Annotated in this window: 25 protein-coding genes and 2 pseudogenes; 12 read left to right on the top strand and 15 right to left on the bottom strand. The window is 58.8% G+C overall.

All coding sequences use genetic code 11. From position 1 onward, the window contains the following. The first annotated feature begins 24 nt into the window (after window positions 1-24). Both potE and OO258_RS05770 read left to right on the top strand, forming a co-directional pair. On the top strand, window positions 25-1,356 hold the full coding sequence (gene potE, locus OO258_RS05765; protein ID WP_266029178.1) for a putrescine-ornithine antiporter: 1,332 nt from the start codon (window positions 25-27) through the stop codon (window positions 1,354-1,356). Next, the gene (locus tag OO258_RS05770) at window positions 1,353-2,267 is read left to right on the top strand and encodes a transporter substrate-binding domain-containing protein (protein WP_266029179.1); all 915 of its coding nucleotides are present in this window, start codon (window positions 1,353-1,355) and stop codon (window positions 2,265-2,267) included. Before potE ends, OO258_RS05770 begins: the two co-directional genes overlap by 4 nt. 34 nt (window positions 2,268-2,301) lie before the next feature. On the opposite strand, the gene OO258_RS05775 is transcribed toward OO258_RS05770, so the two are convergent. Further along, window positions 2,302-3,210 (bottom strand): LysR family transcriptional regulator, encoded by a 909-nt coding sequence (locus OO258_RS05775; RefSeq protein WP_266029180.1) that lies wholly within the window; start codon window positions 3,208-3,210, stop codon window positions 2,302-2,304. 93 nt (window positions 3,211-3,303) lie between these two features. Here OO258_RS05775 and OO258_RS05780 point away from each other — a divergent pair, with 93 nt between their 5' ends. The 8 genes from OO258_RS05780 to OO258_RS05815 all read left to right on the top strand — a co-directional run bounded on the left by OO258_RS05780 (window position 3,304) and on the right by OO258_RS05815 (window position 10,496). Continuing rightward, window positions 3,304-4,251 carry a ketopantoate reductase family protein gene (locus OO258_RS05780; RefSeq protein WP_266029181.1) on the top strand — a complete coding sequence of 316 codons (948 nt, stop codon included), beginning with the start codon at window positions 3,304-3,306 and terminating at the stop codon, window positions 4,249-4,251. Beyond that, window positions 4,248-4,646 carry a VOC family protein gene (locus OO258_RS05785; protein ID WP_266029182.1) on the top strand — a complete coding sequence of 133 codons (399 nt, stop codon included), beginning with the start codon at window positions 4,248-4,250 and terminating at the stop codon, window positions 4,644-4,646. The genes OO258_RS05780 and OO258_RS05785 overlap by 4 nt, the downstream gene beginning before the upstream one ends. Continuing rightward, the gene (locus tag OO258_RS05790) at window positions 4,643-5,098 is read left to right on the top strand and encodes a MaoC family dehydratase (protein ID WP_266029183.1); all 456 of its coding nucleotides are present in this window, start codon (window positions 4,643-4,645) and stop codon (window positions 5,096-5,098) included. Before OO258_RS05785 ends, OO258_RS05790 begins: the two co-directional genes overlap by 4 nt. Continuing rightward, entirely contained in the window at window positions 5,095-6,327 is a 1,233-nt protein-coding gene (locus OO258_RS05795; RefSeq protein ID WP_266029184.1) for a CaiB/BaiF CoA transferase family protein, read from the top strand. The genes OO258_RS05790 and OO258_RS05795 overlap by 4 nt, the downstream gene beginning before the upstream one ends. After that, on the top strand, window positions 6,324-7,142 hold the full coding sequence (aroE, locus tag OO258_RS05800; RefSeq protein ID WP_266029185.1) for a shikimate dehydrogenase: 819 nt from the start codon (window positions 6,324-6,326) through the stop codon (window positions 7,140-7,142). The genes OO258_RS05795 and aroE overlap by 4 nt, the downstream gene beginning before the upstream one ends. 4 nt (window positions 7,143-7,146) lie before the next feature. After that, complete coding sequence (aroQ, locus tag OO258_RS05805) at window positions 7,147-7,584, top strand: type II 3-dehydroquinate dehydratase (protein WP_266029186.1); 438 nt, start codon at window positions 7,147-7,149, stop codon at window positions 7,582-7,584. A 117-nt stretch (window positions 7,585-7,701) separates the two neighbouring features. Further along, entirely contained in the window at window positions 7,702-9,144 is a 1,443-nt protein-coding gene (locus tag OO258_RS05810) for an MFS transporter (RefSeq protein WP_266029345.1), read from the top strand. A 437-nt stretch (window positions 9,145-9,581) separates the two neighbouring features. Further along, complete coding sequence (locus OO258_RS05815; RefSeq protein WP_416309193.1) at window positions 9,582-10,496, top strand: helix-turn-helix domain-containing protein; 915 nt, start codon at window positions 9,582-9,584, stop codon at window positions 10,494-10,496. On the opposite strand, the pseudogene OO258_RS27585 reads toward OO258_RS05815, so the two are convergent. The 9 genes and pseudogenes from OO258_RS27585 to OO258_RS05860 all read right to left on the bottom strand — a co-directional run. Further along, window positions 10,495-10,785 (bottom strand): annotated as a pseudogene (locus OO258_RS27585) (methyl-accepting chemotaxis protein); the annotation flags it as partial. The gene OO258_RS05815 and the pseudogene OO258_RS27585 overlap by 2 nt on opposite strands. Then, window positions 10,765-11,847: pseudogene (locus tag OO258_RS27470) on the bottom strand (PAS domain-containing protein); the annotation flags it as partial. The pseudogenes OO258_RS27585 and OO258_RS27470, both read right to left, overlap by 21 nt. Next, entirely contained in the window at window positions 11,780-13,072 is a 1,293-nt protein-coding gene (locus tag OO258_RS05830) for a GTP-binding protein (protein ID WP_266029188.1), read from the bottom strand. The pseudogene OO258_RS27470 and the gene OO258_RS05830, both read right to left, overlap by 68 nt. Beyond that, window positions 13,069-13,728 carry a nitrile hydratase subunit beta gene (nthB, locus tag OO258_RS05835; RefSeq protein ID WP_266029189.1) on the bottom strand — a complete coding sequence of 220 codons (660 nt, stop codon included), beginning with the start codon at window positions 13,726-13,728 and terminating at the stop codon, window positions 13,069-13,071. The genes OO258_RS05830 and nthB overlap by 4 nt, the downstream gene beginning before the upstream one ends. Window positions 13,729-13,769: 41 nt before the next feature. Continuing rightward, window positions 13,770-14,369, bottom strand: a complete 600-nt coding sequence (gene nthA / locus OO258_RS05840) for a nitrile hydratase subunit alpha (protein WP_266029190.1) — start codon at window positions 14,367-14,369, stop codon at window positions 13,770-13,772. A gap of 74 nt (window positions 14,370-14,443) precedes the next feature. Next, window positions 14,444-15,958: an amidase gene (locus OO258_RS05845; RefSeq protein WP_266029191.1), complete on the bottom strand. Its 1,515-nt coding sequence runs from the start codon at window positions 15,956-15,958 to the stop codon at window positions 14,444-14,446. 87 nt (window positions 15,959-16,045) lie between these two features. Continuing rightward, window positions 16,046-16,912, bottom strand: coding sequence for a transporter (locus tag OO258_RS05850; RefSeq protein WP_266029192.1), 867 nt, complete (start codon window positions 16,910-16,912; stop codon window positions 16,046-16,048). 77 nt (window positions 16,913-16,989) lie between these two features. Beyond that, on the bottom strand, window positions 16,990-18,039 hold the full coding sequence (locus OO258_RS05855) for a phenylacetaldoxime dehydratase family protein (RefSeq protein ID WP_266029193.1): 1,050 nt from the start codon (window positions 18,037-18,039) through the stop codon (window positions 16,990-16,992). A gap of 65 nt (window positions 18,040-18,104) precedes the next feature. Further along, on the bottom strand, window positions 18,105-18,266 hold the full coding sequence (locus OO258_RS05860; protein WP_266029194.1) for a hypothetical protein: 162 nt from the start codon (window positions 18,264-18,266) through the stop codon (window positions 18,105-18,107). Window positions 18,267-18,685: 419 nt separating this feature from the next. Here OO258_RS05860 and OO258_RS05865 point away from each other — a divergent pair, with 419 nt between their 5' ends. After that, window positions 18,686-19,645, top strand: a complete 960-nt coding sequence (locus OO258_RS05865) for a helix-turn-helix domain-containing protein (RefSeq protein ID WP_266029195.1) — start codon at window positions 18,686-18,688, stop codon at window positions 19,643-19,645. A 202-nt stretch (window positions 19,646-19,847) separates the two neighbouring features. Here the strand turns inward: OO258_RS05865 and OO258_RS05870 are convergent, their stop codons facing one another. The 5 genes from OO258_RS05870 to OO258_RS05890 form a co-directional block, all read right to left on the bottom strand. Beyond that, the gene (locus OO258_RS05870; protein WP_266029196.1) at window positions 19,848-20,339 is read right to left on the bottom strand and encodes an Lrp/AsnC family transcriptional regulator; all 492 of its coding nucleotides are present in this window, start codon (window positions 20,337-20,339) and stop codon (window positions 19,848-19,850) included. 13 nt (window positions 20,340-20,352) lie between these two features. After that, entirely contained in the window at window positions 20,353-21,144 is a 792-nt protein-coding gene (locus OO258_RS05875) for an ABC transporter ATP-binding protein (RefSeq protein WP_266029347.1), read from the bottom strand. Between the two features lie 31 nt (window positions 21,145-21,175). Then, the gene (locus OO258_RS05880) at window positions 21,176-21,889 is read right to left on the bottom strand and encodes an ABC transporter permease (protein ID WP_266029197.1); all 714 of its coding nucleotides are present in this window, start codon (window positions 21,887-21,889) and stop codon (window positions 21,176-21,178) included. Next, a complete protein-coding gene (locus tag OO258_RS05885) occupies window positions 21,886-22,593 on the bottom strand; it encodes an ABC transporter permease (protein ID WP_266029198.1) in 708 nt (235 codons plus the stop codon). Before OO258_RS05885 ends, OO258_RS05880 begins: the two co-directional genes overlap by 4 nt. A gap of 94 nt (window positions 22,594-22,687) precedes the next feature. Continuing rightward, the gene (locus tag OO258_RS05890) at window positions 22,688-23,470 is read right to left on the bottom strand and encodes an ABC transporter substrate-binding protein (RefSeq protein ID WP_266029199.1); all 783 of its coding nucleotides are present in this window, start codon (window positions 23,468-23,470) and stop codon (window positions 22,688-22,690) included. A 474-nt stretch (window positions 23,471-23,944) separates the two neighbouring features. Here OO258_RS05890 and alr point away from each other — a divergent pair, with 474 nt between their 5' ends. Then, window positions 23,945-25,183 (top strand): alanine racemase, encoded by a 1,239-nt coding sequence (alr, locus tag OO258_RS05895; RefSeq protein ID WP_266029200.1) that lies wholly within the window; start codon window positions 23,945-23,947, stop codon window positions 25,181-25,183. Window positions 25,184-25,377 lie beyond the last annotated feature (194 nt).

A 25,377-nucleotide genomic window follows, 5' to 3' on the forward strand; every position in this document is an offset into this window, starting at 1 on the left:
AACACTTGCGTGCAGGAGAGCATCATGAGTGATCCAGCAAAGAAAATGGGCTTGGTCGGGCTCACGACCCTGGTAACGGTGAACATGATGGGTTCGGGTATCATCATGCTGCCGGCGAGCATGGCACAGATCGGCGCGGTCTCGCTGCTGTCCTGGGTTGTCACGGCAGTGGGCTCGATGGCTATCGCCTACTGTTTCGCCCAATGCGGCATCTACTGCACGCGTCCTGGTGGCATGTCAGCCTACAGTGAGGAGGCCCATGGCAAGTCGGCGTTCTTCTTGTGCTCGTACCTTTACTTTCTTTCATTGATGATCGGCAACGTAGCCATCGGTATCTCCGCCGTGGGCTACCTCACGCCGTTCTTTCCTTGGCTTGGGAGTGGTGCCATACCGCTGCTGGCAGGGGCGGTCGCGCTGATCTGGTTTACCACATTGGCCAACCTAGGGGGGGCCGAGATCACCGGCCGGCTGGGCGCCATCAGTGTATGGGGCGTGATTGTGCCCGTTGCCGGTCTGAGCCTGATCGGTTGGCACTGGTTCAGCCCCACCCTCTTTCAAGAGGCCTGGAACCCGGGGCACATACCCGTCGCCCAGGCCGTTACCAGTAGCATCCCTCTGACGCTGTGGGCGTTCCTGGGCATGGAGTCAGCCGCGCAGAACTCCGATGCGGTGGAAAACCCGAAGCGCAATGTGCCCCTGGCCTGTTTACTCGGCACCCTGGGCGCAGCCGTGGTGTACATTCTTTCGACCAGTGTCATTCAAGGCATCGTGCCCAACCCGGACCTGGCCAATGCCAGTGCCCCGTTCGCCATGGTGTACGCGCGGATGTTCAATGACAGTGTCGGCAACGTCATCATGGGGTTGGCGGTGATCGCCTGTGTGGGCTCGTTGCTCGGCTGGCAATTCACCTTGGCTGAAACCGCCAAGGTCACAGCCGGGCAGGGGCTGTTCCCAAGGCTGTTCACCCGCACCACGGCCCGTGGCGTGCCGTTGGCCGGCATGCTGACTTGCGCCGTACTGCAGAGTCTGATTGCGCTGTCGACACTCTCGCCAAACGCCAGTGCCCAGTTCAGCAAACTGGTCAACCTGGCTGCCGTGACCAATATCATTCCCTACATCACCTCGCTGACCGGGTTGCTGGTGATCATGTACAAGGCACAGGTTGAAATGGCCATTTTTCGCCGTAATGCCGCCATCATGGTGCTTGCGGTGTGCTATTGCTTCTATGCGCTTTATGCCTCGGGCCTGGAAGCGGTGTTCGGCGCGGCGTTGATCATGGCGCTGGGCTATCTGCTGTTTGGCTTTATCGCCAAGCGTTTCGTCAAGGCTCTGGACATGATCGGAGGTGCATCATGATCAAGCTGTCGAAACTTGCCGGTTTGTGCCTTGCGAGTTTGCTCCTGGGCGGGGCAATCGACGGCGAGGCGGTCGCCGCTGAAGGGCTGGACCGCTTGCGTGACAGCCAGGTGCTCACCCTTGGCTACATGGAGGGCTTCGCGCCTTTCTCGTCAGGCAGCGAGCAGGCCCCGCAAGGGTATTCCGTGGAGCTTTGCGATGCAGTCGCCAAACACCTTCGCCAGTTGCCAGGGATGACCGGGCTGCAGGTGCGCTGGCGCGCTCTGTCAGAGCCACAGAGCCTTACAGCCTTGGCGGCGGGCGACATCGACCTGCTGTGCACACCCATGGTGGAAACCGTCAGCCGCCGCGGAGTTGCGGACTTTTCCATTCCGGTGTTTACCTCTGGCCTGGCTGTGCTGGTAAGGCGCGATGCGCCGGATACCTTGTTGGGGCCGCTCAGTGGCCGGTCGGGCGATAACGGTCCACGTTGGCGTGCGACAATCAACGCGGGCCTGAGCAAGCATAGCTTTGCGGTATTGCGTGGGTCATTGAGCAGTCGTTGGGCGCAAGGGCGGATCCGCCAGCTGGGTTTGCAATCCACGCTGGAGGAAGTATCGACGTATGAGGAGGGCGTACGGCGTGTGGCCGAACGCAAGGTCGACGCGTTCTTCGCAGACCGGGTCATCCTGCTTGCGCTGCAGGCCCGACAGGCCGAACGGGAACAGCTGGTGGTGCCGGATCGTTTGTTCGTCATAAGCCGGGTAGCGCTGCCGATGCGTCGGGGTGATGATGAATTCCGGCTGCTAGTGGACAGCGCCTTGAGCAAGGCGCTCTCCGCGGTTGAGGGCGAGGCCTTGTTCGTTCGTTATCTAGGCCCGCTTTCCGACCAGGACCGGCTGCTGCAAAGCCTGTATCCGTTACCGGATTGATTGGCCGGGATGGTGATCACCGGTACCACCAGAGCTACGTGTCGGGCCGAAATAACATGCGTACCGCCTCTCTTAACCACTGATTGCCACGGTCCTGATGATATCGCGCATGCCAATGTTGTTTGACCGTAAACCCATCGACGGTAAACGGGCAGTCGTGCACCCTTAACCCGTGTATATCGGCAAGCGTCTGCCCGATGTGTCGCGGCAACGTTGCCACAAGATCCGTCGAGCCGACAATCATCCCTAATCCAAGGAACGCCGGCAGCTCCAGCATGATCCTGCGTTCGATGCCAGCGCGCGCCAAGCCGGCCTCCAGTAACTTCTGTCCGGTCCCGGCGCTGACCTGTACATGCCCTTCGGCACGGTAGCGCGCCACGGTCAGCCCATTTGCCAGGCGTGGATGCTGAGCATTGCTCAGGCACACCCAATCCTGGTCGAACAGTACCTGTTGATACATTCCCCCACCGAGCCACGGCACGAATCCGATCGCAAGGTCCGCCTCGCCGGACTCCAGCGCGCTTTCGGTATTGCCATCGATGCGTGCTGCCTCCAGGTGGATTCCCGGCGCATGGGAACGCAGGTGGTTGAGAATGCTCGGCAGCAAGGTGATATGGCTGGCATCACTGACGCACAGGCGAAAGCGCCGCTGCGCTGTGGCTGGAATGAATTGGGGTTCCCAGGCGGTCAGACGGCGCAGGGATTCCAACACTTCACGGCAGGGTCCGATCAACTGGTCGGCACGGGGGGTAGGCGCCATGCCGGTCGGCGTGCGCACGAACAGCGGGTCGTTCAATTGTTCGCGCAGCCGCGCCAGCCAGATGCTGATGGTCGGCTGACTCTGCCCGAGCTGCTCGGCCGCGCGGGTAACGCTGCGGCAGTGATACAGCATGTCGAACAACTGCAGCAGCTTTGGTTCAGGCAGTGGCTCCAATGCGCTCATTATTGCGATTCTCAATAGCGGTATTGAGCTCATTGTATAGTCTAAATAAGCCCGTATGCATAAGGTGGTCGCAAATCACAGGAGGTCTGCGACGTGAAAATCTGCATTCTGGGTGCCGGTGCCCTGGGTTGCGCCATTGGCGCGGCGTTGAGCGAGGCGGGGCATGAAACCTGGCTGTTGAACCGTGGCCGTGCGCATGTCGAGGCGATGAACCTGAAAGGTCTGCAGGTGCAGGACGAACGCGGCGAGCGCTCGGTACGGGTCAACGCGACGACCTGCGCCGAAGACATAGGCGCGGTCGACCTGGTGGTGGTGTTGGTCAAATCGTTCCACACCGCCGATGCCATCGCTGGTGCCACTGCGCTGTTCGGGCCGCAAACCCTTGTGCTGTCGCTGCAGAATGGCCTCGGCCATGAGGACATCCTGGCAGAGGCCGTGGGCCGCGAGCGGGTGCTGGCCGGCAAGACCTACGTCGGCGGCGTGCTGCTGGCACCCGGTTCGATAAGCGCCGGCGTAGCAGGCAAGCAGACCTTCATTGGCGAACTCGACGGCCAGATAACGCCGCGCGTGCAGGCCATTGCAGAGGCTTTCAACGGCGCCGGTCTGGTCACCACGGTCAGCGACAACATCCTCGGCACCATGTGGGACAAGCTGCTGGTCAACGTCGCGACGGGCGCGTTGAGCGGCATCACCATGCTCAGCTATGGCCAGCTGTACAGCGAGCCACTGCTCGAAAGCACCGCAAAGGCGGCCGTGGCCGAGGCCATCGCCGTTGCCGAACGGGCGGGCATTCGCCTGGGCCTGACCAGTCCCGAAGCGGCATGGACGCTGGCCGCCGAGGGCCTGCCGGCAAGCTTTCGTACCTCGATGCTGCAAAGCCTGGAAAAGGGCTCGATCACCGAAATCGATTTCATCAACGGCTCCGTCGTGCGCTGGGGCCAGCGCCATGGCGTTGCCACACCCGTCAACGCGACCTTGGTGGCCTGTATCAAAGGCATCGAACGCGCGATGGCCGATCACCAGAAAAGGGATACTCCATGAGTCAGCCGAAAGCCTATCTCGAACACGTTGCCTTCTGGGTGCGGGACATTCAGTGGCATATCCGTTTCTTCAACGAAGTGTGCGGTATGACCATGCGGGAAGTGCAGGGCGACGTCGAGCAGCCGACGCAGTACTGGACGCTGGGCGGCCTGCAGTTCATTCACCAGCCTGACTTCACTGGGCCGGAGGGTCGCATGGCCCACCTGGGCATCATGTGCGAGGACCTCGAAGCCGCCCTGGCCACAGCCCAGCGCTTCGGCGTCAGCGAAATGCCTCAGGGCCGCAACTGGCTGCGCCTGCCCGACGGTTTGGCGGTTGAGTTCATCCAGGCCTCGCCGGCCAAATGCGTCGCCCAGGCACTGGCCATCGACCCACGTGCGGAGGCATCGGCATGAGCGTAGTGGAAAAATTCTGGGACGATGCCCGCGAAGGCGATGAATGCCTCAGCCCCACCTACACGGTAACTCGCGAGCGCATCCTGGCCTACGCCGACCTTACCGGCGACCACACCCCGGTCCATGTCGATGAGGCATACGCCAATGCCAGCCATTTCGGCTGCCTGGTCGCCCACGGCTTGTTCGGGTTGTCGATCGCCGACGGCCTGAAGACCCAATGTGAATACCGCTTCGTGCCTGGCATGTCGCTGGGTTGGACGTGGGATTTCGTGCTGCCGATCAAGGTCAACGATGTGCTGCATGTACGCATGCGCGTGGGGGCGATGCGTCCCAGCAAAAGTCGCCCGGGCTGGGGCATCGTGGTACTGCCGTCGGAACTGATCAACCAGAATGGCGAAGTCGTGCAGCGCGGCGAGCACCGCCTGATGGTGCCGAGGAGGGCAGAAGCATGAGCCAGGCATTGCCATTGGCGGGTATCCGCGTCATCGACTACAGCCACTTCCTCGCCGGCCCTTATGTGGGGCGCTGCCTGGCCGCGCTGGGTGCCGAGGTGATCAAGGTCGAACGGCCGGGTAGCGGCGATGCCGGCCGTCAGCATGCGTTCACCCTAGATGACCAGCAGAGCGGCTACTTCCTGCAACTGAACATGGGCAAGCAGGGCGTCAGCGTCAATATGAAGGACCCGCGTGGCAAAGCCTTCATGCAACGCCTGACCGATTCGGCCGATGTGTTCATCGAAAACTATCGCCCAGGTGCCCTGGACAAGCTTGGGCTTGGCTATGCCGAGCTGTCGGCGCGCAACCCGCGTCTGGTGTACTGCTCGATCTCAGCCTACGGTCACACCGGACCGGATGCCCACCGCGCCGGCTTCGGGCTGATTGCCGAAGCCAAGAGCGGGATCATGCAGATGGTTGGCGTGCCGGGCGAGGCGCCGCCGTTGCTGCGCATTTCCCTGGGCGACATGTACACCGGTATTCATGCTGTTGCGGCGATCAACGCGGCGTTGCTGGGCAGGGTCAGCTCTGGACGCGGACAACATATCGACATGGCCCTGTATGACACGCTGGTGTCGATGCACGAGTATGCGGTGCAGTGCTACACGTTGTCCGACGGCACGGTGCTACCGGAGCAGACCGGCCATGACATGCCGACCTCGACCCTGTATGGCGTCTTCCGCGCAGGCGATGGTGACCTGGTCATCGCCGCTCAGGTCGACGACGCCTGGCAGCGTTTCGCTGCCATGGTCGAGGCCAATGGCGGCCCGCCCGGGTTCGGCAGCGATAGCCGCTACCATAACCTCAATGGCCGCAATGCACATCGCGAGGCGATTCTCGCCGTGGTCCGCGATTGGGTCGGCGCGCGTCGGGTCGCCGACATCCTGCAACTGCTCGATGGCATCGACATTCCCAGCGCCAAGGTGCAACGCATCGACGAAGTGCTGGCCGACCCGCAGATCCAGGCTCGCAACATGGTCATCGAACAGCAGCACCCGCGCTACGGCACCTTGCGCCTGCCCAATCTGCCGTTCCGCTTTTCTGATTGCGATACCACGATCCATCAGGTGGCCCCGGACCTTGGCCAGCATAACGCCGAAGTCGCTGCCGGGCTTGGCTTCAGCCTCGAAGAAATCACCGCCATGCAAGCGGACGGTGTGCTGTTCACCCACGGAGATGCACGATGAGCGACCGCTATGCAGTGATCGGCCGACCGATCAACCACACCAAATCCCCCTTGATCCACGGCCTGTTTGCCCAGGCCAGCGGCCAGACCCTGGCGTACGGCGCCATCGAGGGCGAACTCGAGGGGTTCGAGTCCCAGGTGCTGCAATTTCGCAGCGATGGCGGGCTGGGCATGAACATCACTGCGCCATTCAAGTTGCGCGCCTTCGAGCTGGCCGATCGGCGCAGCGAGCGGGCTCAGCTGGCACGGGCGGCCAACGCGCTGAAGTTCGAGGATGGCCATATCTTCGCCGAGAACTTTGATGGCATTGGTTTGTTGCGTGACATCGAAGAGAACCTCGGTGAGCCGCTGCGCAACCGTCGGGTGCTGATGCTCGGCGCCGGTGGCGCGGTTCGTGGGGCGTTACTGCCGTTCCTCCAAGCGGGCCCGAGCGAGCTGGTGATCGCCAACCGCGACATGGCCAAGGCGGTGGCTTTACGCAATGAATTGGGCCACCCGCTGCTACGTATCAGCCGCTACGAGGAGCTGGAAGGGCAGGCGTTCGACATCGTTGTCAATGCCACCTCTGCAAGCCTTACCGGTGAACTGCCGCCGTTGCCTGCTGATGTGTTGGGCGCGACGCGGCTGGCGTATGAGTTGGCTTATGGCAAAGGCCTGACGCCATTCCTGCGTCTGGCGCAAGCACAAGGCGTGACGCGCTTGGCCGACGGTGTGGGCATGCTGGTGGAGCAGGCGGCGGAAGCGTTTGCCTGGTGGCGTGGGGTGCGTCCCGAAACCCGCGCCGTGATCGACCGACTGACCATTCCTCTGGAGTAAGCCCATGGCTGCCAATGTGCTGATGTTGCATGGTATCAACCACAACATGTTCGGCAAACGCGACCCGCGCCAGTACGGTACGGTGACGCTGGCCGATATCGACCAGGCCTTGCAGGCGCTGGGCGAGGAACTGGGGGCGCGGGTCGAGAGCTTCCAGACCAACTTCGAAGGCGCCATGTGCGAGCGAATCCATCAGGCATTTGAAGATCGGGTGGATGCTGTGCTGATCAATGCCGGGGCATGGACGCACTACAGCTATGGCATCCGCGATGCGTTGGCCATCCTCGAGGCGCCGGTGGTTGAAGTGCACATGTCGAACATCCATGCCAGAGAGCCGTTCCGCCACCACTCGGTGTTTGCAGATGTGGTGCGTGGACAACTCTGTGGGTTTGGCGTTGAGAGCTACCTGCTGGCGTTACGGGCGGCCATGCGCATGTTCTGAGATGCAGTGTTGAAACTATGGGTGCAGGCTTGCAGGAAACGCCACTGTAGCCTGTACCATGCACCCATATCCGCTTCGCGGCGGCGCCCGTTTCCACGGGATCAGGTCAGCCAGCTTATGACTCTTCACCCAGAAGGATTTGTTAACTTGGCTATCCAAGAAGCAACCCACACCTCACGACAAGCTACCTGCATCGCCTTGCTGGTCGCCATCACCTTCTTCATGGAAAACCTCGACGCCACCGTGATCACCACAGCGCTGCCACGGATGGCGGGTGACTTCGCAGAGAACCCTGTGAGTTTGAACATAGGCATCACCGCCTACCTGCTGGCGGTGGCGGTATTCATTCCGCTTAGCGGCTGGGTGGCCGACCGTTTCGGTGCCCGGAATGTATTTGCCGGAGCCATCGGCCTGTTTACCTTCGCGTCGTGGTTATGCGGCCTGGCATCCACTCTCGAAACCTTCATCGCGGCGCGGGTGCTGCAAGGTATTGGCGGTGCGCTGATGGTGCCGGTTGGACGGCTGGTGGTCCTGCGCGCCACCGAGAAGAAGCACCTAGTGAAAATGCTCGCGGTGATCACTTGGCCGGGGTTGGTAGCGCCAGTGCTTGGTCCACCCATAGGCGGTCTGATCGTCACACACTTGTCTTGGCCTTGGATCTTCTACCTGAACATTCCGCTCGGCGTGCTCGCCATCGCGGCTGCAGGGTGGCTGATCCCCGATACACCCTGCAGCGAAGCGCGCAGTTTCGACCTGGTGGGCTTCATCTTCCTCGCATCAGCCTGTGCCGCGTGGCTGATAGGCCTGGAGATGCTCGGGTCGCTGTCCGCTGGCAGCTTTTCGGCCGGGGCGGCGCTGGTTACCCTGGGCGCACTGTTGACCTGGTTGTCTATCCGCCATTGCCAGCGCCACCCAACGCCATTGTTGCCACTGGCGACGCTAGGTATCGCCACCTTCAGGTCCAGTATTGTCGGGGGAACGCTGTTCCGCCTCTCGATCAGTGCTTTGCCGTTTCTGATCCCGCTGATGCTACAAATCGGATTTGGCTTGTCACCCGTAGATACCGGTCTGCTGGTACTGGCGATCTTCGCTGGAAACTTGGCGATGAAGCCATTTACCACCGTCTTACTATGTCGCTATGGTTTCCGCCGAGTGCTGCTGGTAAATGGTCTTATTGGTATCGGCTCCATTCTGGCATGCCTGGGCCTGCAGCAGGGTATGCCTTGGTACTGGATGGCGCTGGTGCTGTTCATTGGTGGGCTGTCACGCTCGATGCAGTTCACTACTTACAACGCTGTCGGCTTTTCCGAAGTGCCCAAACAGCAAATGGGCGAGGCGTCGACGCTGTTCAGCATGTTCTTCCAGCTGGCGATGGCGTTGGGCGTGGCTGTGGTGGCGTTGCTTTTGAGGGTGTCGATGATGGTGCGCGACGCTGACGGCGGTATCACTGTCAGCGACTTCCACTGGGCGCTGATCGGGGTTGCGCTGATTGCCTGCGCCAGCGTGGTCGATGCCATGCGGCTGTCTACTGATGCAGGAAAACAGGTGTTACCTACCTAAATCTGAAGCTATCGACCCAGCGCGCTCGCATGCCGACCCTGGCCGTTTGGGTTGCTACGTAGGGGTGTTTTTTGCTTTGGGTGAGTGGTTTTCGGTGCTGATTCGTTGTAGAAATGAAGCACACAAGCGCGTGCCTAGCGCTGAAACCTCTGCCAGAGCGCACACCGACGCTCCATCTAACGCTGTTATTTACTGCCGAAGCCTGAGCTGGATGCTGTCTTTGAAGCATGGATGCCTTTCACCATTCTTATAAGACATTTCCCTTCTAGGGAGGGCATACCGTGATTCGAACGCTTGGGGAAATGAGTCAGTCATCACCTGGTTATGGCCAAAAGGCTGGTTGCGAGCGGGGGCCTAATAACGACTGGGCAAGTGAAAGTATCGAGGTGTCTACCTCCAGCAACTCACACGGTGAGCGTGTCGATTTTTGGCGCGAAATGATCCTGCGCTTGTTCGCAGATGTTGATATAGGATCTGTAGGCACGTCGGATTTTTTTGGGAAAGTCAAGTCTCAGAAGTGCGATCTGCTCCGCATCAGTGACGTGAGTGCGGCGTCGCAGTCAGTCAACCGCCGCCACCTGGAACCTCGCAGCCGTGACGAAGACAAATACTTCGCAGTGCTCATGCTGGAGGGAACCGAGGCGTTAGAGCAGGACGGCAACAGGGTGATCATCCGTCCAGGCGAGTTCGCTGTATACGACGCAACCCGACCCCATTACTTGAGTTTTACCGAGAGCTGGCGACAGATCATAGTCAGCGTTCCACGTGCCAGCCTGAATCAGCGGATCATGAATATGGAGCGTCGCACCGCGACGGCTATTTCTACTGAGACCCCGACAGGCCGCGTGATGCGGTTATTCCTTCAAGGGGTGGCTGCCCAGATAGGCCAATTCACGTCATCGGAAATGGCCAGCCTTTCCGAGTCTGCAACCAACCTCATTTCACTGGCCATGGGTAACCTTCACCCCTTGGACGCTGAGCACTCCGGCTGTCAGACGCTGGCATTGGTGCGTGTGAAAATCTACGTCAACGACCACTTGCGGGAACCCGGTCTGAATGTCAGTCAGATTGCGTCGGCGTCGGGGCTGTCCAGTAGGCAGATCAACCGACTGTTCGAGTCAGAAGGGTTGTCGCTGATGCGCTACGTTCTTCGTCGGCGCCTTGAACGCTGCGGTATGGATTTACGTAGCGCGTCACACATGATGCGTCGGGTGTCGGATATCGCCTACGCCTGGGGGTTCAATGACCTCTCGCACTTCAATCGAGCGTTCCGTGAGTTCTATGGGTGCTCTCCAAGTGAATGGCGGCACTCTGCCAGTCTTGAACCCGCTACAGCGGTGCCTATCCGCTGATCATGGTGGTTGCCTGTAGGGTGGCTTCGGTGGTTCGGGTTGCCAGTTTTCGCACTTCATCCGCCACCACTGCAAAGCCGCGGCCGGCTTCGCCTGCCCGGGCAGCCTCAATCGCCGCATTCAACGCCAGTAGGTTCGTTTGGTTGGCAATCCCCTGGATTGCAGCGACGATTTGAGTGAGCTGAGCGAGGTTCTCTTGCATGACCTGGTGTTGTCTTGCTTGGACTGCGCGTAACTGGCCTTCTTCCCGGCTGGCATGGATATCAGTAATTGCACCGACGACACGCAGGGGTTCGCCATCAAGCGCGCGACGGGTCTGACCGCGACCACGAAACCAGCGATACTCGCCGCTCTTATGCTGGAGTCGATACTCGACATCAAAAGGAGTCTTTCCAGTGCGATCGTTGACGTGGGCCACGAAGGCACTGATTGCCCTTTGACTGTCCTCCGGATGCAAGCGAGACGACCAAGCCTGTAGCGTGTTTGGGAAATCTTCCACGGATGTATGGCCTAACAAGCGTCGCATCTGTGAAGACCACCAGATAGCGTTTTTTGGATTGGCTGGGTCTCCTGCTACTACCTCAATGTCCCAAAGGCCGTCATGTAGCATTTCGCGGGCGATCTCAAATCGTGTAGCGGCCAACTCCAGGTCTTCGTTGCGCAGGCTTTGATCATGGATGTCACGGATTACACCGACGACCATCGACGCGCGTCCTTGTGTGTCTCGCATCGCAGACCCGCCCACGAGATACCAGCGATATCCTGTGTGGTTCAGCGATACTCGCATTTCAACGCTGAATCGAGATTCGCTGCCATCGGCGAGGTGGTTCGCCAGGGCGCTCAAGAACCGCCGCTGATCTTCTGGATGCAGGCATTTATCCCACGCACCAAGCTGCTCGGGCATGTCTGATCCCTGTAGAGCAAGTCCTCTCCAACGCATTGAGCTCCTACCGCTGGGTGTCAGAGGGTGATCTAGTTCAAGCACCCAAAAAATCTCTCCGGCACCTTGCGCGGCGAGATTCCAACTGGCTTGTAAGTGCTGCAACTCAGCGTCGCGGGCTATGAGGGTTGAACTGCAGTGACGCAACTGCTCCGTGAGCGCTTCAACCTGCTTTCGTGACTCCTCTCTCTCCCTACGTATCCTGTTGATGCTGTGCAGCAGTCGTTGCACCAGGGGATGGTCAAAGGCTGGCGCTGGTGAGGAATCGTCCTGATCAAGCCAGGCAGCAAGAGCGGTGAGCGCCCTCAGGTTAAACCGATGGGAAAACCACATAGCCGCTTCCTTAAAGAGACTGATTATTAGCAGTGTGAAGCGTTGACTGAGGAGTGCTGATTGTTGGGTTGGGGGCATGCTTCGCGCGATTGGGGAAAGCCTCAAACGCCTCTGCGCCTGGAAGTTGAGCCCAACCGGTTGGGCCTTGCAGAATTTCCTGCGCACTCATCAAGCAGCCGTCGAGCTGCTCTTTCAGGTGCGCGAAGTCGATACGTTGGCCTATGAACACAATTTCCTGTCTGCAGTCACCGGCTGTCTCTTCCCATTTGGCCAGTATCCCTTGCCGCCGGTAGTCATCTTGTGGCCACTGGGTTTGATCCACAAAGCGCCACCATTGGCCGACATAGTCCCAGCAAAACTGCCCACCACTTTGCACGAGCATGCCGATGTCCAGGTAACGATGACCAACCCAGAAGTAGCCTTTGCACCGCAGCAGGCGACCGTTGCGCCACGACTGTTGCAAGAAAGCAAGCAGGCGTTGAGGGTGGAAAGGCGTGCGTGCCTGATATACCCAAGAAGCAATGCCGTAGGTATCGGATTCGCTGGGATGGCTGTCGGTGTGTGACATGCGCTGCATCCAGCCTGGTGATTGCATCAGGAGAGGCAGGTCAAACAGCCCGGTATTCAGGATGGACGACAATGCAACGCTTCCATGTGCCATGGGGAGAATTCGCGCTAAGGGGTTCAGGCCCCTCAGCAGAGCTTTCAGCTCAAGAAAGGCTTGCTCACTGAGCATATCCATACGACTCACGAGAATGACATTTGCGTACTCAACCTGTTCAATCAACAGGTCTGACAGAGGCCGCAATGGCGTGCCCTGTCCGTCTTCACTTCCTACGAGATCCCGGCTTTCCAGTAGCGCCGGGAAATCGTACCCGTTCACTACAGTGACCAGGGTGTCCAGGCGTGCCAGCTCACTCAGGCTGAAGCCTTCGGTATCGAGGAAGGCGAAGGTTTCAGCAACTGGCATCGGCTCGGAAATGCCGGTTGACTCGATCAGTAGATAATCGAAGCGCTGTTGCCGGGCGAGTTGGCTTATCTGCTCCAGTAGATCGGCGCGCAACGTACAGCAGATACACCCATTGCTCAGTTCGATCAGCTGGTCATGACCGCGGTGCAGAGTCACGTTTCGCTGCACCTCCTCGCCATCGATATTGACGGTACTCATGTCATTCACGATCACTGCGACCCGTAGCCCTGCGCGGTTGCGCAGGACATGGTTGAGCAGTGTGGTTTTTCCTGCGCCAAGAAAGCCTGAAAGTACCGTCACTGGCAGACGTGGCGCATGACAACTCTCGTTCATAGGCCCACCGGCACACCGACTAGGTTGTCCAGGTAGCTTTCGAACAAGTCGACAACCACCAGCCCTTTGTCACAGGCCTCACCCCAAAGATCCTCGGTTCGGAATTCGACGTGGTAGCTCGATTGGTGAATTGCGCTGTGGTCTCCATGACCGATGGTGTCAGGAAAAGGCCATTGTTCTGTCGTGCGATGGAGGATCACGCCTTCCTTGCCCCGTACATAGGCGGGTACACGGATGTGGCCCGCCACGTATTCATCTCGCACACGAACACGTTCGCCAACTTGAAAAGGTGGACGACCACCGATCCCAGGCCGACCTTTTGAGTGTGGAGGGTTGGCAAGCTTGAAGCGCGATCCCAAGGCTTCATCGAGTTCTTCCTGGGTAATCACGCCAGCCTCGACCATCAAGGTCGCCGTCGCGATCACATACCGTTCGTAGTAGGTGGTACCGACATGTTGACGCACGTCCAAACGCTCAACGGCGTGACGTGCTTCGTCAATGGTGAACAGCTTGAGGTGGTCAGCGCCAACGAACATCAGGCTGTATGCCAAATGTTCCCAGTCGGCTTTGAATACACGTTTGTAATCCAGGCTGTTGATGCGATGGGGCACAGGGCCGAAACCCTGAAATCCGCCGAGATCATGAAAACCGTCCATACTGAGTGCTCCGAAAATTGCGGGTCATGGGGGCGGGCGGTTCAGCCCAGGTTCGGAAGGGCAACACCTATCAACACATCCTTGGTTACCAAGGCGCGTAGTTCTTCTTCATTCATGTGCTCAGTGCCGGCCGGGCGCACTGGCAGTACGAGATAACGGCTTTCGGCGCTGGTGTCCCAGACCTTTACTGTCATTTCGGGAGGCAGCTCAGTCCCCAGTTCCCGAAGCACCGTGCGCCCTTCGCGTACCAGACGGGCACGGAATTCGAATCCCTTGTACCACTCGGGCGGCAACCCCAAAACCGGCCAATTGGTGCAGGAGCAAAGGCTGCAGACGATGACGTTTTTCACCGTTGCAGTGTCTTCTAAAGCGACTATGTACTCGCCCTGCGGGCCGGTATATCCGAACTCGGCGCATGCAGCGGTGCCGTCCCGCAGTAACAATTCACGGAAAGATGGATCAACCCACGCTTTGGCCACCACGCGGGCGCCGTTTTCAGGTTTCCACTCGTACTCCATCAGACGGGTGATGGTTTCAACGTAACCATCGGGAATCAGGTTTTTTTGTTTGAAAACCTGGAACAGTGCCCAGGCGCGGTCGCCAGGCGTCGAGTCGCTGCTGGGTGGCAGGGAGGCGCTCATCTGGTATCTCCTCACGTTTCGGTAACGGTCTGTGCTTGTGTTGTAGGGCTCGATCCGCAGGCATTGCCCTCAGATCAGAGTTTTTGCCAGTCGTAAGAGGCTTCGAAGGCACTGGCTGCCTGGTACAGCGTGCTTTCATCGAAGTGCTTACCCACCAGCATCAGCCCAACGGGTAGACCGTCGACTGTTCCGCATGGAATCGATAGGGCGGGGTGGCCAGTGATATCCATCGCAGCGGTGTTGCCGATCATCTCGAGAGCGCGAGACACGTACTCAGTAATCGAGCAACCAGGCTCTGGCAAGCGTTGCGCGGTAATTGGCACCGTCGGCATAACAAGCACATCGAAGTCCTCAAGGGCGCTGTCGTAACCTGCGCGAGCACTGCGTGCGATGTTTTGAGCCTTGGCGTAGTAGCGGCCGTTGTACTGCTCTAAGCCGTATTGGCCAATCAGCATGCACATCTTGAGAGAAGCCGAGAGATCGTCAGCGCTATCCCGCCACCCGACATGTTTTTTCAGCAGTTCAACGTCATACAGGCCCTTCCAGTTGAAGCCCATGCCGTTGCCGTGCATCATCTGTGCGGTCAGCCCTTCGCAGCCGATCGGGTTCCACAGGGCACCTGCCAAGCTGTGCTCCGGTACCGATACTTCACTGATCCGCGCGCCTAGTTGCCCTAAGCCAGCAATGGCGGCCATGACGCTATCAGCAACCCGTGAATCCATGTTGCTCAGATTGAACCCCTCACGCACCACGCCGATCCGCATGCCCTTGATTCCTCGATCGAGCGCTTTGCTGTAAGGCTCTACTCGCGGGTAATACTGGCGTGGATCAAGCCCATCCGGCCCAGCCAATACCTCGAGCATCAACGCGTTGTCGCGCACGTTGGCGGTAATGGGGCCGACATGGTCGATAGTGGCTTCGATGGGCATGATGCCGCTGTAAGGCACCAGCCCGTGCGTAGGTTTCATGCCGTAGGTGCCGCAAAATGCTGATGGAATTCGGATAGATCCGCCCTGATCGCAGGCAATGGCCATAGTGACCTCGCCGGCAGCAACCAGTGCTGCACTGCCTGAGGAGGACCCCCCGGCTGAGTAACCGTGGCGACGTGGATTGTGCACGGGTGCCGGATCAGACGTGTGGCTACCCCCGGAGACGCAGAAGTGTTCGCACGTAGCCTTGCCGAGGATTGTTGCACCGGCATCCAGGAGGCGGGTCACGACAGTGGCGTCGAAGGAGGGAACGAAGCCTTCCAATGATGCTGCCCCGTTCATCATCGGCACTCCCGCCAAAGCTACGTTGTCTTTCAGGGCAACGGTGTGGCCGGACAAGCGGCCATTTGGATTTCCCTTGATCTCGGTCTTGTAGTACCAGGCATTATGGGGATTTTGTGCAGGCTCAGGTCGATAGCTGGCGGTCCGCGGATAGACGACAGCTGGAATATTGTCAGGGAGTTCGTCGACGATGTCGTAAGCGTCGAAGCTGCCTTGCATGAGTGTCAGGTATTCGGTGGCTTGCTCCTCAGTGAGTTGCATGTGAAGCCGTTTAGCGATCTCTTGAAGTTGCGCCGCAGTAGGGCGAAGGATGGCCATGATCAAGTCCTGTTTAATGCCGAGCGTGCTGGTAGGCAGGCACGGGAATCGATGTTGATAAGCTCAAGGCGCTCTGATTTTCGACGCTCAGAAGATGTGGGCGTATCGCAAGTTCATGCGGAAGTCCTCGCGCGCTCCGTTCTCCACCGACAGGTCACGGCCCAGTTGCAGCTGCAGCTGATCCTTGGGGGTTACAAACTTGGTTGCGGTCAACCGCACGTTCGTTGTGCCTAGCCGATCGTCTTGAGCAACGTCGGCCACGTGAGTTTCTCCTCCCCAGGAATGTCCGAAACCCAGGCCGAAGGTGGTGGTGGCATCAGGCATGTAGCGGCCCATGATCTGGGCGGCGTAGGACACGTCTTGCTCCAATCGCGAAGAGCCTTTGCCATAGTCGGTGTTGTCGCCGTACCAGATAGCATCGGCCACAAGATCCATCGCCCACTTCTCAGTGAAGTGCTTGACGTAGGCACCTTGGAGATCGAACTTCCAGCGATTCTCGCCAAGATTGATTGCGTCATTTTTGTCGTAGCTGCCGGTTGGCACGTAGACGTAGGGGCCGATACTCAACGTATCCCTGGCGTCGTTTAGACGCCATTTCAACGGGGCCGTGAGGATCAGGTCACCGACGCCGCTGGTACTACCCAGCACTGCGGCATCGCCACCCCCTTTTACATGTCCAAAGGGCAGCAGGAACTGTGGATCAATGGTGAGAGTGTCGCTCAGGGCGTACACGTGCAGCAGCCTAAGAATGCCGACATCAGAGGTCAGGTTGAAATCGTCACTGCTTTTATGGCCGCGGCTATACAAAGCATCGGTGCTGGAGTGCTGATAGTAGATCGCGCCTATGGTTGCGCCGACGGGATATTGCTCATAGTCGCCGGGTGTGACCTCAACCGCATAGGCTGGAAGGGTCGGCAGCAGGGCACTGAAGAGTATTGGCCGCAACGTGGTCATATGTAACTTCCTCAAAAAAGCGGGCTGCTTCGCCTTTGAGTCAGGCGAGCACGGAAAAGTAAATGGGGCTGTCCGGTTTAGCGCTGTGCGTCGCGGAGCATTCCGGTATTCGGATGGCAGTTGATGTACTCAAAGACTTGGTTGCTGGCTGCTGATACCGAAACCTCGTGGTATAGGCGTAGTTTCTCCAGGCCAGCTGCAACGCGGAAGAAAGTGACAAAGATGCGAAGATGAGTGGGGTGAGACTCTGCCCAACGCTCGAGTTTTTCCAGCGAGCGCCAGTGTCCAATGTTGTAACTGATGTCGAGGAAATTTCCATCCAGATCGATATTGCGCACGAAGCGATTGCTATAGCAGCCCACGCTTTGGCCGTTATCAGCGAGGAAGTCCATGCCGGCCTGCAGCGTCGGAAGGATTTCGTCTATGTACAGTGATCGTTCTTCCGCTTCGGCATCGGCCCAGTCTTGGCCAGAGCGAATCAAGGCAATATTGTCATGGCCTAGCACGACCACACGCCCACCTTTAATGGGGTCTCCCATGACCACGCGAAGTTCACCGTTTGGCTGCATCCAGTCTGTTTGTGACGCCGGGAAGCGGTCGCGCATGGATCCCCAGTAGCCATGCTCTTCGATTTCCCCACTGATGTTGTCCATCAATGCGCCGACGCCCGGGAGTTGGTCGCGAAACGCGTACAGGGTTTCGAACTGATCGGCTCGAGGTGCAACGATTTCCCGGAAATAGCCCAGACCATCGCTCAGGCGATCGTCACTGGCCCACCACTCGTTCACTTCAGGTGCGCGCAGCCAGCGGCAATGTGCGGCCGGATCCTTCCAGTACCCCACTACAATCAGGTTCTCGTAGCCGCTGTTATCGGTGTGGTGGGTAATGTCGTGGTTAACAGGCCCGTCGTCATGTTGAAAACTTGCCACGATGGTACGGACCGCGTGTAGTGCGGAAGCCCGTTGGTCTTCGCCCCGGAATTGCACGCCCAGATAACCCATCACGACTTGTTGCAGTTTTTCGTCGGCCCGTGCCACCCACATAGGAAAGGGCGGTTTGTATTCGTCAGGTACACGACGAGACAGGGTGCGAGGACATTTCAGATGCTTATCTATCGCGGATTCCATGTGAGCGCCTACTGTGTAATTATTTGTTAGAGGGTTGGGCAGATTTTTAGGAGGAGGTGAACAACTCATTTATGGCGTTGCTTCCACTGCCTGAAGACCGGCCAATGCAAGCAGACCACTAAGCTCAATAATTCAATGAGAAACACGGCGTACTCTTCCGGTGCTAAATCGCGGTGGCTGGACAGTTGGGTCGAGTTGAAGTGACGCGACGGTTTTAGGTTGTTCATGGTCGTCCCTCATCGGAAGCGGCGGGTGCACGCTGTTGATGTGAAAAAATTAAGGCGTGGGGCATCGATGCGCTTGGCTATTCCGGACAATCGATTGGTTGAGACGGACAGGCCAGAGAAGCGAGTGGGTGGCGGGTTGTTACCCAAAAGATCGACTTGAACTGTCGCGGTGCGTGTATTTTTGTGACGGATAGTGGGCGCCCCAAAATGGGGCCGCGATCATATTGCTGAAAGGGCCTCGCCTAAAGGGCGCAGCGAAACTTATGGTGAGCCTCTAGTCCGGGTGCTTTGCAATTGAAGAGGTGTCATGTTCAAGGCCGTCACCAGTACCCAACTGGAGAGTGGCGTGTAAATTGCTTTGCGCAGCCAACACCGCCTTGACCCACCCGGCACAAGCCTGACGAGTGAGATGAACGAAAATGCAACAATCTCAGTATTCAACTCTCGCAGTTACTGCCCCTCGCCGTTTTGACTACTGGAAAGAGGTGGTGTGCCGACACTGCCTGCTTGCTGATAGCACGCCAGGCGCTGAGGCCAGCTTCGATGGCCAGCTGGAGGTGCGAGCACTGGGAATGCTGGACATCAGCACACTGTCTGCACCGTTGCACCACTGGGAGCGTGCACCTCAGCATCTGCGTAGAGGGCCCAATGATGACCTCTGGCTCGGCTTCACCAGGAATGGCTACGGACTGCTGGAACAAAATGGTCGCAGCGCGACGTTGTCGCCCAACGATTTGTTCATTTACGACGCCGATCAATCCTTTCGCTTTAGCGTCGGGGGCAGTGCAACCCACCTTGTACGAATTCCCCGTCACCTCGTGGCTTCGCGCCTGCCTGGGGTTGAGCAACTGACAGGTTGCGTACTTGATGATCGTCGACCGGGTGTCATGCCGCTACGCGAGATGCTGCGCGAGGCAGTGAGCATTCCGCAGATCATGCATGCACAGAGTATCGGGGCACGTTACTCCCAGACGTTGCTCGATCTGCTGGTGCTGAGTCTGGAGCTGCAGGATGTACAACAGGCTCACGTTGAGCTGGATCTCTACGGCAAGGCGATGAATTTCATCAAGGCTCATCTTGGTGATCATGAACTGACCATTGAGCGCATTGCACAGGAACACAATTGCTCGACGCGAACGGTGACACGTGCGTTTGCTCGCCATCAGAAAACGCCTGCGGCGGTGATCTGGCACGAGCGTTTGTTAGCCAGTCGTGATGCGATCGAACGAGGGCAGGCGCGTAGTATTTCGCAGGTCGCACTGGACTTTGGGTTCAGCGACTTCTCCCATTTCAGTCACTCTTTCCGGAAGGCTTTTGGTGTGGCGCCGCTAGAGCTCTTGCGGCGCCACGACACAGCTTCGGTTGTTGTCCAGAAGTAAGCGCCGTCGCACGCTTTGTGTGTTTTGGCGATGCGTTGAGAACAGAGCGTGGCTAGGTACCTCGCATCCCTTTGATGACTTCGGCGAGAAACACACACCTGACTCTGTATTTCCTGACTTGAGCCGGTGATGTTTGGCCGGGCGCACTGGGGGAGTGCTTCACGCGTTACGGCCGGACCAGGACCGGCGCGTGTTCGGCGGTTCAGATCTGCACTGCGGTGCTCTTGATCGCTGCGAGCTCTGGATGGGCGACCAGTTTGTCGATGTGCAATTCGTCGTCGCTCATCCAGGTCTCGGTCAGCACCCGATAATGCTCCATGTCTCGGCAGCGCATGCGCAGGCTGTAGTCGAAGTGGCCACTGATAAGTTGGCACTCATACACCTCTGGGCAGGCGCGCACGGTGGCCTCGAAGGCTCTTTGCGCGGCGCGCCCGCTCTGGTTGGACAAGGCCACCAGGACCAACAGCAACAAGCCCGGCGAGACTGTTTGTAAGTCGATTATCGCACCATATCCACGAATCACCCCACGCTGCTCGAGCTTGCGCACCCGCTCAAGGCAGGGCCTGGGCGTGAGGTGAACGAGGGTCGAGAGCTTTTCATAGGTAATCCGGCCTTGGTGGCGCAGCACGTTGATGATGGCTTCGTCGATGCGGTCCAGTGCCCCTGAGTGGGGCGTCTTGGCCTTGGTATCCATGATTGGTGTGGTTTCACTTAAGGCGGTTGGAAAGGAACTGGCGTAGGCGCTCGCTTTGGGGCTGGTCAAGGATTTCGGCGCCGCCGCACTCTTCGACCAGGCCCTGATGCAGGAACAGCACCTGGCTTGACACTTGGCGAGCGAAGCCCATCTCGTGGGTAACCATGAGCATGGTACGTCCTTCCTCGGCGAGCGTCTGTATCACCTTAAGCACTTCACCCACTAGCTCAGGGTCGAGTGCAGAGGTGGGCTCATCGAACAGCATGATTTCCGGCTCCATCGCCAAAGCGCGGGCGATCGCAACGCGCTGCTGCTGGCCGCCAGACAAAAACGCGGGATACTGCTCGGCGGCACGCGCCGGCAGGCCGACTTTGTCCAGGTAGATGCGCGCGCGTGCTTCAGCTTCCTTGGTGCTGATGCCTAGGACTTTGCGTGGTGCCAAGCAGATGTTCTCCAGCACCGTCAGGTGGCTCCACAAATTGAAGTGCTGGAACACCATGGCTAGGCGCGTGCGCAGGTTCTGTAGTTGCGCGGGGGGAGGAGTACGTGTTCCAGGGCGCATCTGCAGAGTCTGGCCGTCGAGCGTGATGCTGCCAGCGTCAGGTTGTTCCAGGAAGTTGATGCAGCGTAAAAACGTGCTTTTACCCGAGCCGCTGGCGCCGATCAGGCTAATCACGTCGCCTTTGCGTGCTTGCAGGGACACGCCCTTTAGCACCTGGTGGTCACCATAGTATTTGTGCAGGCCGTCGACGCTGAGCTTGCTGGCGGTAGTGAGGGTTGGGACGGTGAAGGTGGTTTCGGTCATTGGCACGGACAGGGCAGGGAAGGTCATCGGATCAGCCTCGGGCAGGGTTCAGGAAGCGCATCCAGCGGCGCTCGGCCAGCCGGAACAAGCCAACCAGCGCAAACGACAGCAGCATATACAGGAGAGCGGCAAGGCCGAACGCCTGAAAGGTCAGGAAAGTCGCGGCATTGGCATCGCGTGCTACTTTAAGAATGTCGGCAACTGTCGCGGTAAACGCGAGCGACGTGGCGTGCAGCATCAGGATCAGTTCGTTGCTGTAGGCTGGAAGAGAGCGGCGCAAGGCCGCTGGCAGAACCAGAAACAGGTTGAGCTTCCAGCCACGCAGGCCATAGGCTTGGGCTGCTTCCATCTCGCCATGGGGAATGTTGTGGATGGCGCCGGCAAAGATCTCCACGGTGTAGGCGCAGGTGTTGAGCACGAACGCTAGTAAGGTGCAGTTCAAGGCATCACGCAGAAACTGGTCGAGCAGGGCGTGATCGCGCACCACCTCCAGACTGTACAGACCGGTGTAGCAGATCAACAGTTGGACATACAGCGGGGTGCCGCGAAATACGAACGTATACAGTTGCACCGGTAGGCGCAGCCACATTTTCTGTGAAACCCGCGCCAGGGCGAGTGGCAGCGACAGCACAAAGCCGAGCACCATGCTGACCACGAAAAGCCATAGGGTCATGGCCAGCCCGGACAGGCCGTTGCCATCACTGTAGAGGTAGGCCTGGCCGTATTCCTGAAGGAGTTCGATCATCGGGCCAGCTCCTTGATGCCATTGTTGTAGCGCCGCTCAAGGTACTTGAGCAGGCGGTTTGAGAGTGTGGTGATGAGCAGGTACACGAGACCGGCGATGCTCAGAAAAAACAGCATCTCATTGGTAGTCTTGCCTGCGTTTTGCGCAGCCTTGACCAGGTCTGACAGGCCGATGATCGACACCAGCGCGGTCGACTTGAGCAGCACCAGCCAATTATTGCCAAGCCCCGGCAGAGCGAAGCGCATCAACTGTGGAAACAACACCAACCGAAACCGCTGGGAGCGGCTCAGGCCGTAGGCGGTGGCTGCTTCCAACTGGCCGGCGGGGACACTGAGGATCGCCCCGCGAAAGTTCTCAGTAAAGTACGCGCCGTAGATGAAACCCAGGGTCAGCACGCCTGCACTGAAGGGGTCGATCTCAACATAGTCCCAACCCAGTGATTCGGTCAGGTCGTTGAGCCAGATCTGCAGGCTGTAGAACAGAAGAAGGATGAGTACCAAGTCCGGGACGCTACGGATCAGCGTGGTGTAGAGGGTGGCCGGCACGCGCATCAGGGGCAAACGCGAAAGCTTGGCGCATGCACCCAGCAGGCCGAGAAACAGGCTCAGGGCCAGTGACAACAGGGCCAGCTTGACGGTCATCCAGGTGCCTTGGGCCAGCATCGGGCCGTAGCCTTGCAGGCCGTTCGAGAAGAAGTCGTTCATCGCAAAAGGGTCTCGCTGGAGGCGACTCATCGCCGAGCAAGCCCGCCTCACGTGCAAGTGCGGCAGCAGGCTTGCTGGCGATCAGATCAGGGGATCATTCGTTGTAGATGTCCAGCTCGCCGACGTACTTCTTCTGGATCGAAGCATAGGTGCCGTCGGCGTGGATCGCGGCAATACCTTTGTCCAGCAACGCCTTGAGTTCAGCGTCGGTGGTGCGCAGCCCTATAGCGATGTCCAGGGGCAGCGAAGGATCCTTGATAGCTGGGCCGCTCTTGAAGTTGGCGCCCTCAGGCTTGGTCAGGAAGTTAAGCTGGGCTTCAAGCTTGTCTGTGACCGTGGCGTCCAGGCGACCGTTGAGCAGGTCTGCGTAGTTTTGGTCTTGAGACTGGTACGCCTTGACCTGGGCACCGAGCGGGGAGAGCTTGGCGCGAGCGTAGGCCTCCTGCAGCGAACCTTGGAGCACCCCGATCTGCTTACCCTTGAGAGACTCGGGGGTATCACCGAAATCGGCCGACTTGCGCACTATCACCGAGGTTGGGCTGAGGTATAAACGGTCACTGAAGGCGATCTGCTTGAGTCGCGCGGGGGTTACTGCCATGGACGACATGATAGCGTCGAACTTGCGTGCACGCAGGGCCGGGATCATCCCGTCGAACTCGTTGTGCACCCAAGTGCACTTGACTTGCAGCTTGTTGCAGATGGCGTTGCCTAACTCGATGTCGAAGCCCTGCAGGCTGCCATCGGCGGCGACTGATTCGAAGGGGGGATACTGGGGAAAGACGCCGAAGCGGATCTCAGTCCATTCCTTAGCCTGGACAGCGGCGGTGGCGCACAGTGAGAACAGCAAGGCGCCGAGGCGAATTCGTTTAGAGGTCATGGGTTAGGTCCCTGGATGTTGTTGTTTGTAATAGGGCAGTAGAAAGAAAGTCGCGGTTTTGCTGTTGTTATAGGTGTTGTCGCTAACACGTTGGTCATGGCTCAGCATGCGTGAGCCGCGCCGGACTTTTTTGTTGTTTGAAGTGGACTCGGGTGACGGTTTCGGCTGTAAAGTTGTTGTCCACAGCGGAATCGGCTGATGCCATGTGAAAGGGCACATTTCCTGGAGCCGCTTCACCTTTTGCTGTGCCATGGGGCCGCGTTTGGCTGAGCGGCAGCACACACGCGGGGTATTCTGCACCGTCGGCCACCGACACAGCGCAAACTGTCGTTAAGCGTCCGATTACAGCGATTGGCGTCGTCATTGCACACCAGTACGACATTTGTCGTCTGCCCGCGTGCTGGAGACTTGTGGCGTCGGGCAAAACGCCCGCTGAAACACAATCCGCCGCATGACTTGCTATGGACGACTCCCATGAAGCGACACACCCTGAGCCACCTAACACTTGCCCTAGCGCTCGTCGCGTGCACCCGTGTCAGCATCGCTGCGCCACTGCTAGACACCCAAACCGCCGACCCTGTAGCTTCGGCGAGTGCGACTGAAAGCAACGCTTGGCTCGAGATCAATCAAGCTGCGTTCGAGAACAACATTGCGCGCCTGCAGAAGTTGGTGGACGGTAAAAGCAAGATTTGTGCAGTCATGAAAGCCGATGCCTACGGTACCGGCCTTGCCTTGCTGGCCCCGTCAGCGATCAGGATGGGGATCGAATGCATCGGTATCACCAGTAACGAAGAGGCGCGGGTGGCCCGCGAGCAAGGTTTCAAGGGGCGACTGATGCGCTTGCGTACCGCCACGTTGGCCGAGGTGGAAGGTGGCCTGGCGTACAACCTCGATGAAATGGTCGGCAACCTGACCGTGGCGCGTGAGTTGGATACGCTGGCGCATGCCGCCGGGAAAAAGCTGCGCGTCCACCTGGCTCTGAACTCTGCGGGCATGGGCCGCAATGGCCTGGAGATGTCGACCGAGCAGGGCAAGCAAGACGCGCAAACGCTGGTGGCGCTGACTAACCTGGAACTGGTCGGCATCATGACCCACTTCCCGGTTGAGGAACGCGAGGATGTGCTTAAAGGGCTGGCGCAGTTCAAGTTACAATCCAGCTGGTTGATCAAGGCGTCCAACCTGGACCGCAGCAAACTGCTGCTGCACTGCGCCAATACCTTCGCCACACTGGAAGTGCCCGAAGCTAGGATGGACATGGTCCGCCCGGGTGCTGCGTTGTACGGCTATCCGGTGGGTCGGCACCTGGAGTTCGAGCGCGTCATGCAGTTCAAGTCGCGCGTCGCGGCGGTCAACCCGTATCCGGCGGGCACCGGCATCAGCTATGACCACATCTTTACGCTAAAGCGCGACTCGTTGGTGGCCAATATTCCAGCGGGCTATTCGGACGGCTATCGCCGGGCGTTCTCCAACAAGGCCTCAGTGCTGATCAATGGCAAGCGTGCGCCAGTCATTGGCAAGGTCACCATGAACACCATGATGGTGGATGTCACGGACGTACCGGGGGTAAAGCCTGGTGATGAAGTGGTGCTGTACGGAAAGCAGGGCAACGAAGAAATCACCCAGGCGGAACTGGAGTCCTTCAACGGCGCGTTGTTGGCGGACCTCTACACCGTCTGGGGAAACTCCAACCCGAAAGTTCTCAAGGCAAAGTGAGGCCAGCAGATGTCGCAGGCGCATCTAATTTTCGGGCGACCTCTCGCGCAACGGCCTTTGAATGACCGGCGCGCGAGTAGTACTAAACGACATTGCCTTTCGCGGCTGTGGCCATGGGCGAAAACGTAGGTTCTGTCTTTCACCGTAAATGGCGGTAAAGGCGCTTACGTCGGCGGCGACAGCCACTATTGCAA

Origin of the sequence: Pseudomonas sp. DCB_BI (assembly GCF_026240995.1) — a bacterium.
GTDB lineage: Bacteria > Pseudomonadota > Gammaproteobacteria > Pseudomonadales > Pseudomonadaceae > Aquipseudomonas.

Coding starts and splice junctions, on each gene's coding strand:
- OO258_RS05775 (WP_266029180.1), bottom strand. CDS start 3,210: ATGAGCGCATTGGAGCCACTGCCTGAACCAAAGCTGCTGCAGTTGTTC.
- OO258_RS05795 (WP_266029184.1), top strand. CDS start 5,095: ATGAGCCAGGCATTGCCATTGGCGGGTATCCGCGTCATCGACTACAGC.
- OO258_RS05830 (WP_266029188.1), bottom strand. CDS start 13,072: ATGAACGAGAGTTGTCATGCGCCACGTCTGCCAGTGACGGTACTTTCA.
- OO258_RS05810 (WP_266029345.1), top strand. CDS start 7,702: ATGACTCTTCACCCAGAAGGATTTGTTAACTTGGCTATCCAAGAAGCA.
- nthA (WP_266029190.1), bottom strand. CDS start 14,369: ATGAGCGCCTCCCTGCCACCCAGCAGCGACTCGACGCCTGGCGACCGC.
- OO258_RS05790 (WP_266029183.1), top strand. CDS start 4,643: ATGAGCGTAGTGGAAAAATTCTGGGACGATGCCCGCGAAGGCGATGAA.
- OO258_RS05865 (WP_266029195.1), top strand. CDS start 18,686: ATGCAACAATCTCAGTATTCAACTCTCGCAGTTACTGCCCCTCGCCGT.
- OO258_RS05880 (WP_266029197.1), bottom strand. CDS start 21,889: ATGATCGAACTCCTTCAGGAATACGGCCAGGCCTACCTCTACAGTGAT.
- aroQ (WP_266029186.1), top strand. CDS start 7,147: ATGGCTGCCAATGTGCTGATGTTGCATGGTATCAACCACAACATGTTC.
- OO258_RS05845 (WP_266029191.1), bottom strand. CDS start 15,958: ATGGCCATCCTTCGCCCTACTGCGGCGCAACTTCAAGAGATCGCTAAA.
- OO258_RS05770 (WP_266029179.1), top strand. CDS start 1,353: ATGATCAAGCTGTCGAAACTTGCCGGTTTGTGCCTTGCGAGTTTGCTC.
- OO258_RS05870 (WP_266029196.1), bottom strand. CDS start 20,339: ATGGATACCAAGGCCAAGACGCCCCACTCAGGGGCACTGGACCGCATC.
- OO258_RS05815 (WP_416309193.1), top strand. CDS start 9,582: ATGATCCTGCGCTTGTTCGCAGATGTTGATATAGGATCTGTAGGCACG.
- OO258_RS05885 (WP_266029198.1), bottom strand. CDS start 22,593: ATGAACGACTTCTTCTCGAACGGCCTGCAAGGCTACGGCCCGATGCTG.
- aroE (WP_266029185.1), top strand. CDS start 6,324: ATGAGCGACCGCTATGCAGTGATCGGCCGACCGATCAACCACACCAAA.
- OO258_RS05785 (WP_266029182.1), top strand. CDS start 4,248: ATGAGTCAGCCGAAAGCCTATCTCGAACACGTTGCCTTCTGGGTGCGG.
- OO258_RS05875 (WP_266029347.1), bottom strand. CDS start 21,144: ATGACCGAAACCACCTTCACCGTCCCAACCCTCACTACCGCCAGCAAG.
- alr (WP_266029200.1), top strand. CDS start 23,945: ATGAAGCGACACACCCTGAGCCACCTAACACTTGCCCTAGCGCTCGTC.
- potE (WP_266029178.1), top strand. CDS start 25: ATGAGTGATCCAGCAAAGAAAATGGGCTTGGTCGGGCTCACGACCCTG.
- nthB (WP_266029189.1), bottom strand. CDS start 13,728: ATGGACGGTTTTCATGATCTCGGCGGATTTCAGGGTTTCGGCCCTGTG.
- OO258_RS05860 (WP_266029194.1), bottom strand. CDS start 18,266: ATGAACAACCTAAAACCGTCGCGTCACTTCAACTCGACCCAACTGTCC.
- OO258_RS05850 (WP_266029192.1), bottom strand. CDS start 16,912: ATGACCACGTTGCGGCCAATACTCTTCAGTGCCCTGCTGCCGACCCTT.
- OO258_RS05855 (WP_266029193.1), bottom strand. CDS start 18,039: ATGGAATCCGCGATAGATAAGCATCTGAAATGTCCTCGCACCCTGTCT.
- OO258_RS05890 (WP_266029199.1), bottom strand. CDS start 23,470: ATGACCTCTAAACGAATTCGCCTCGGCGCCTTGCTGTTCTCACTGTGC.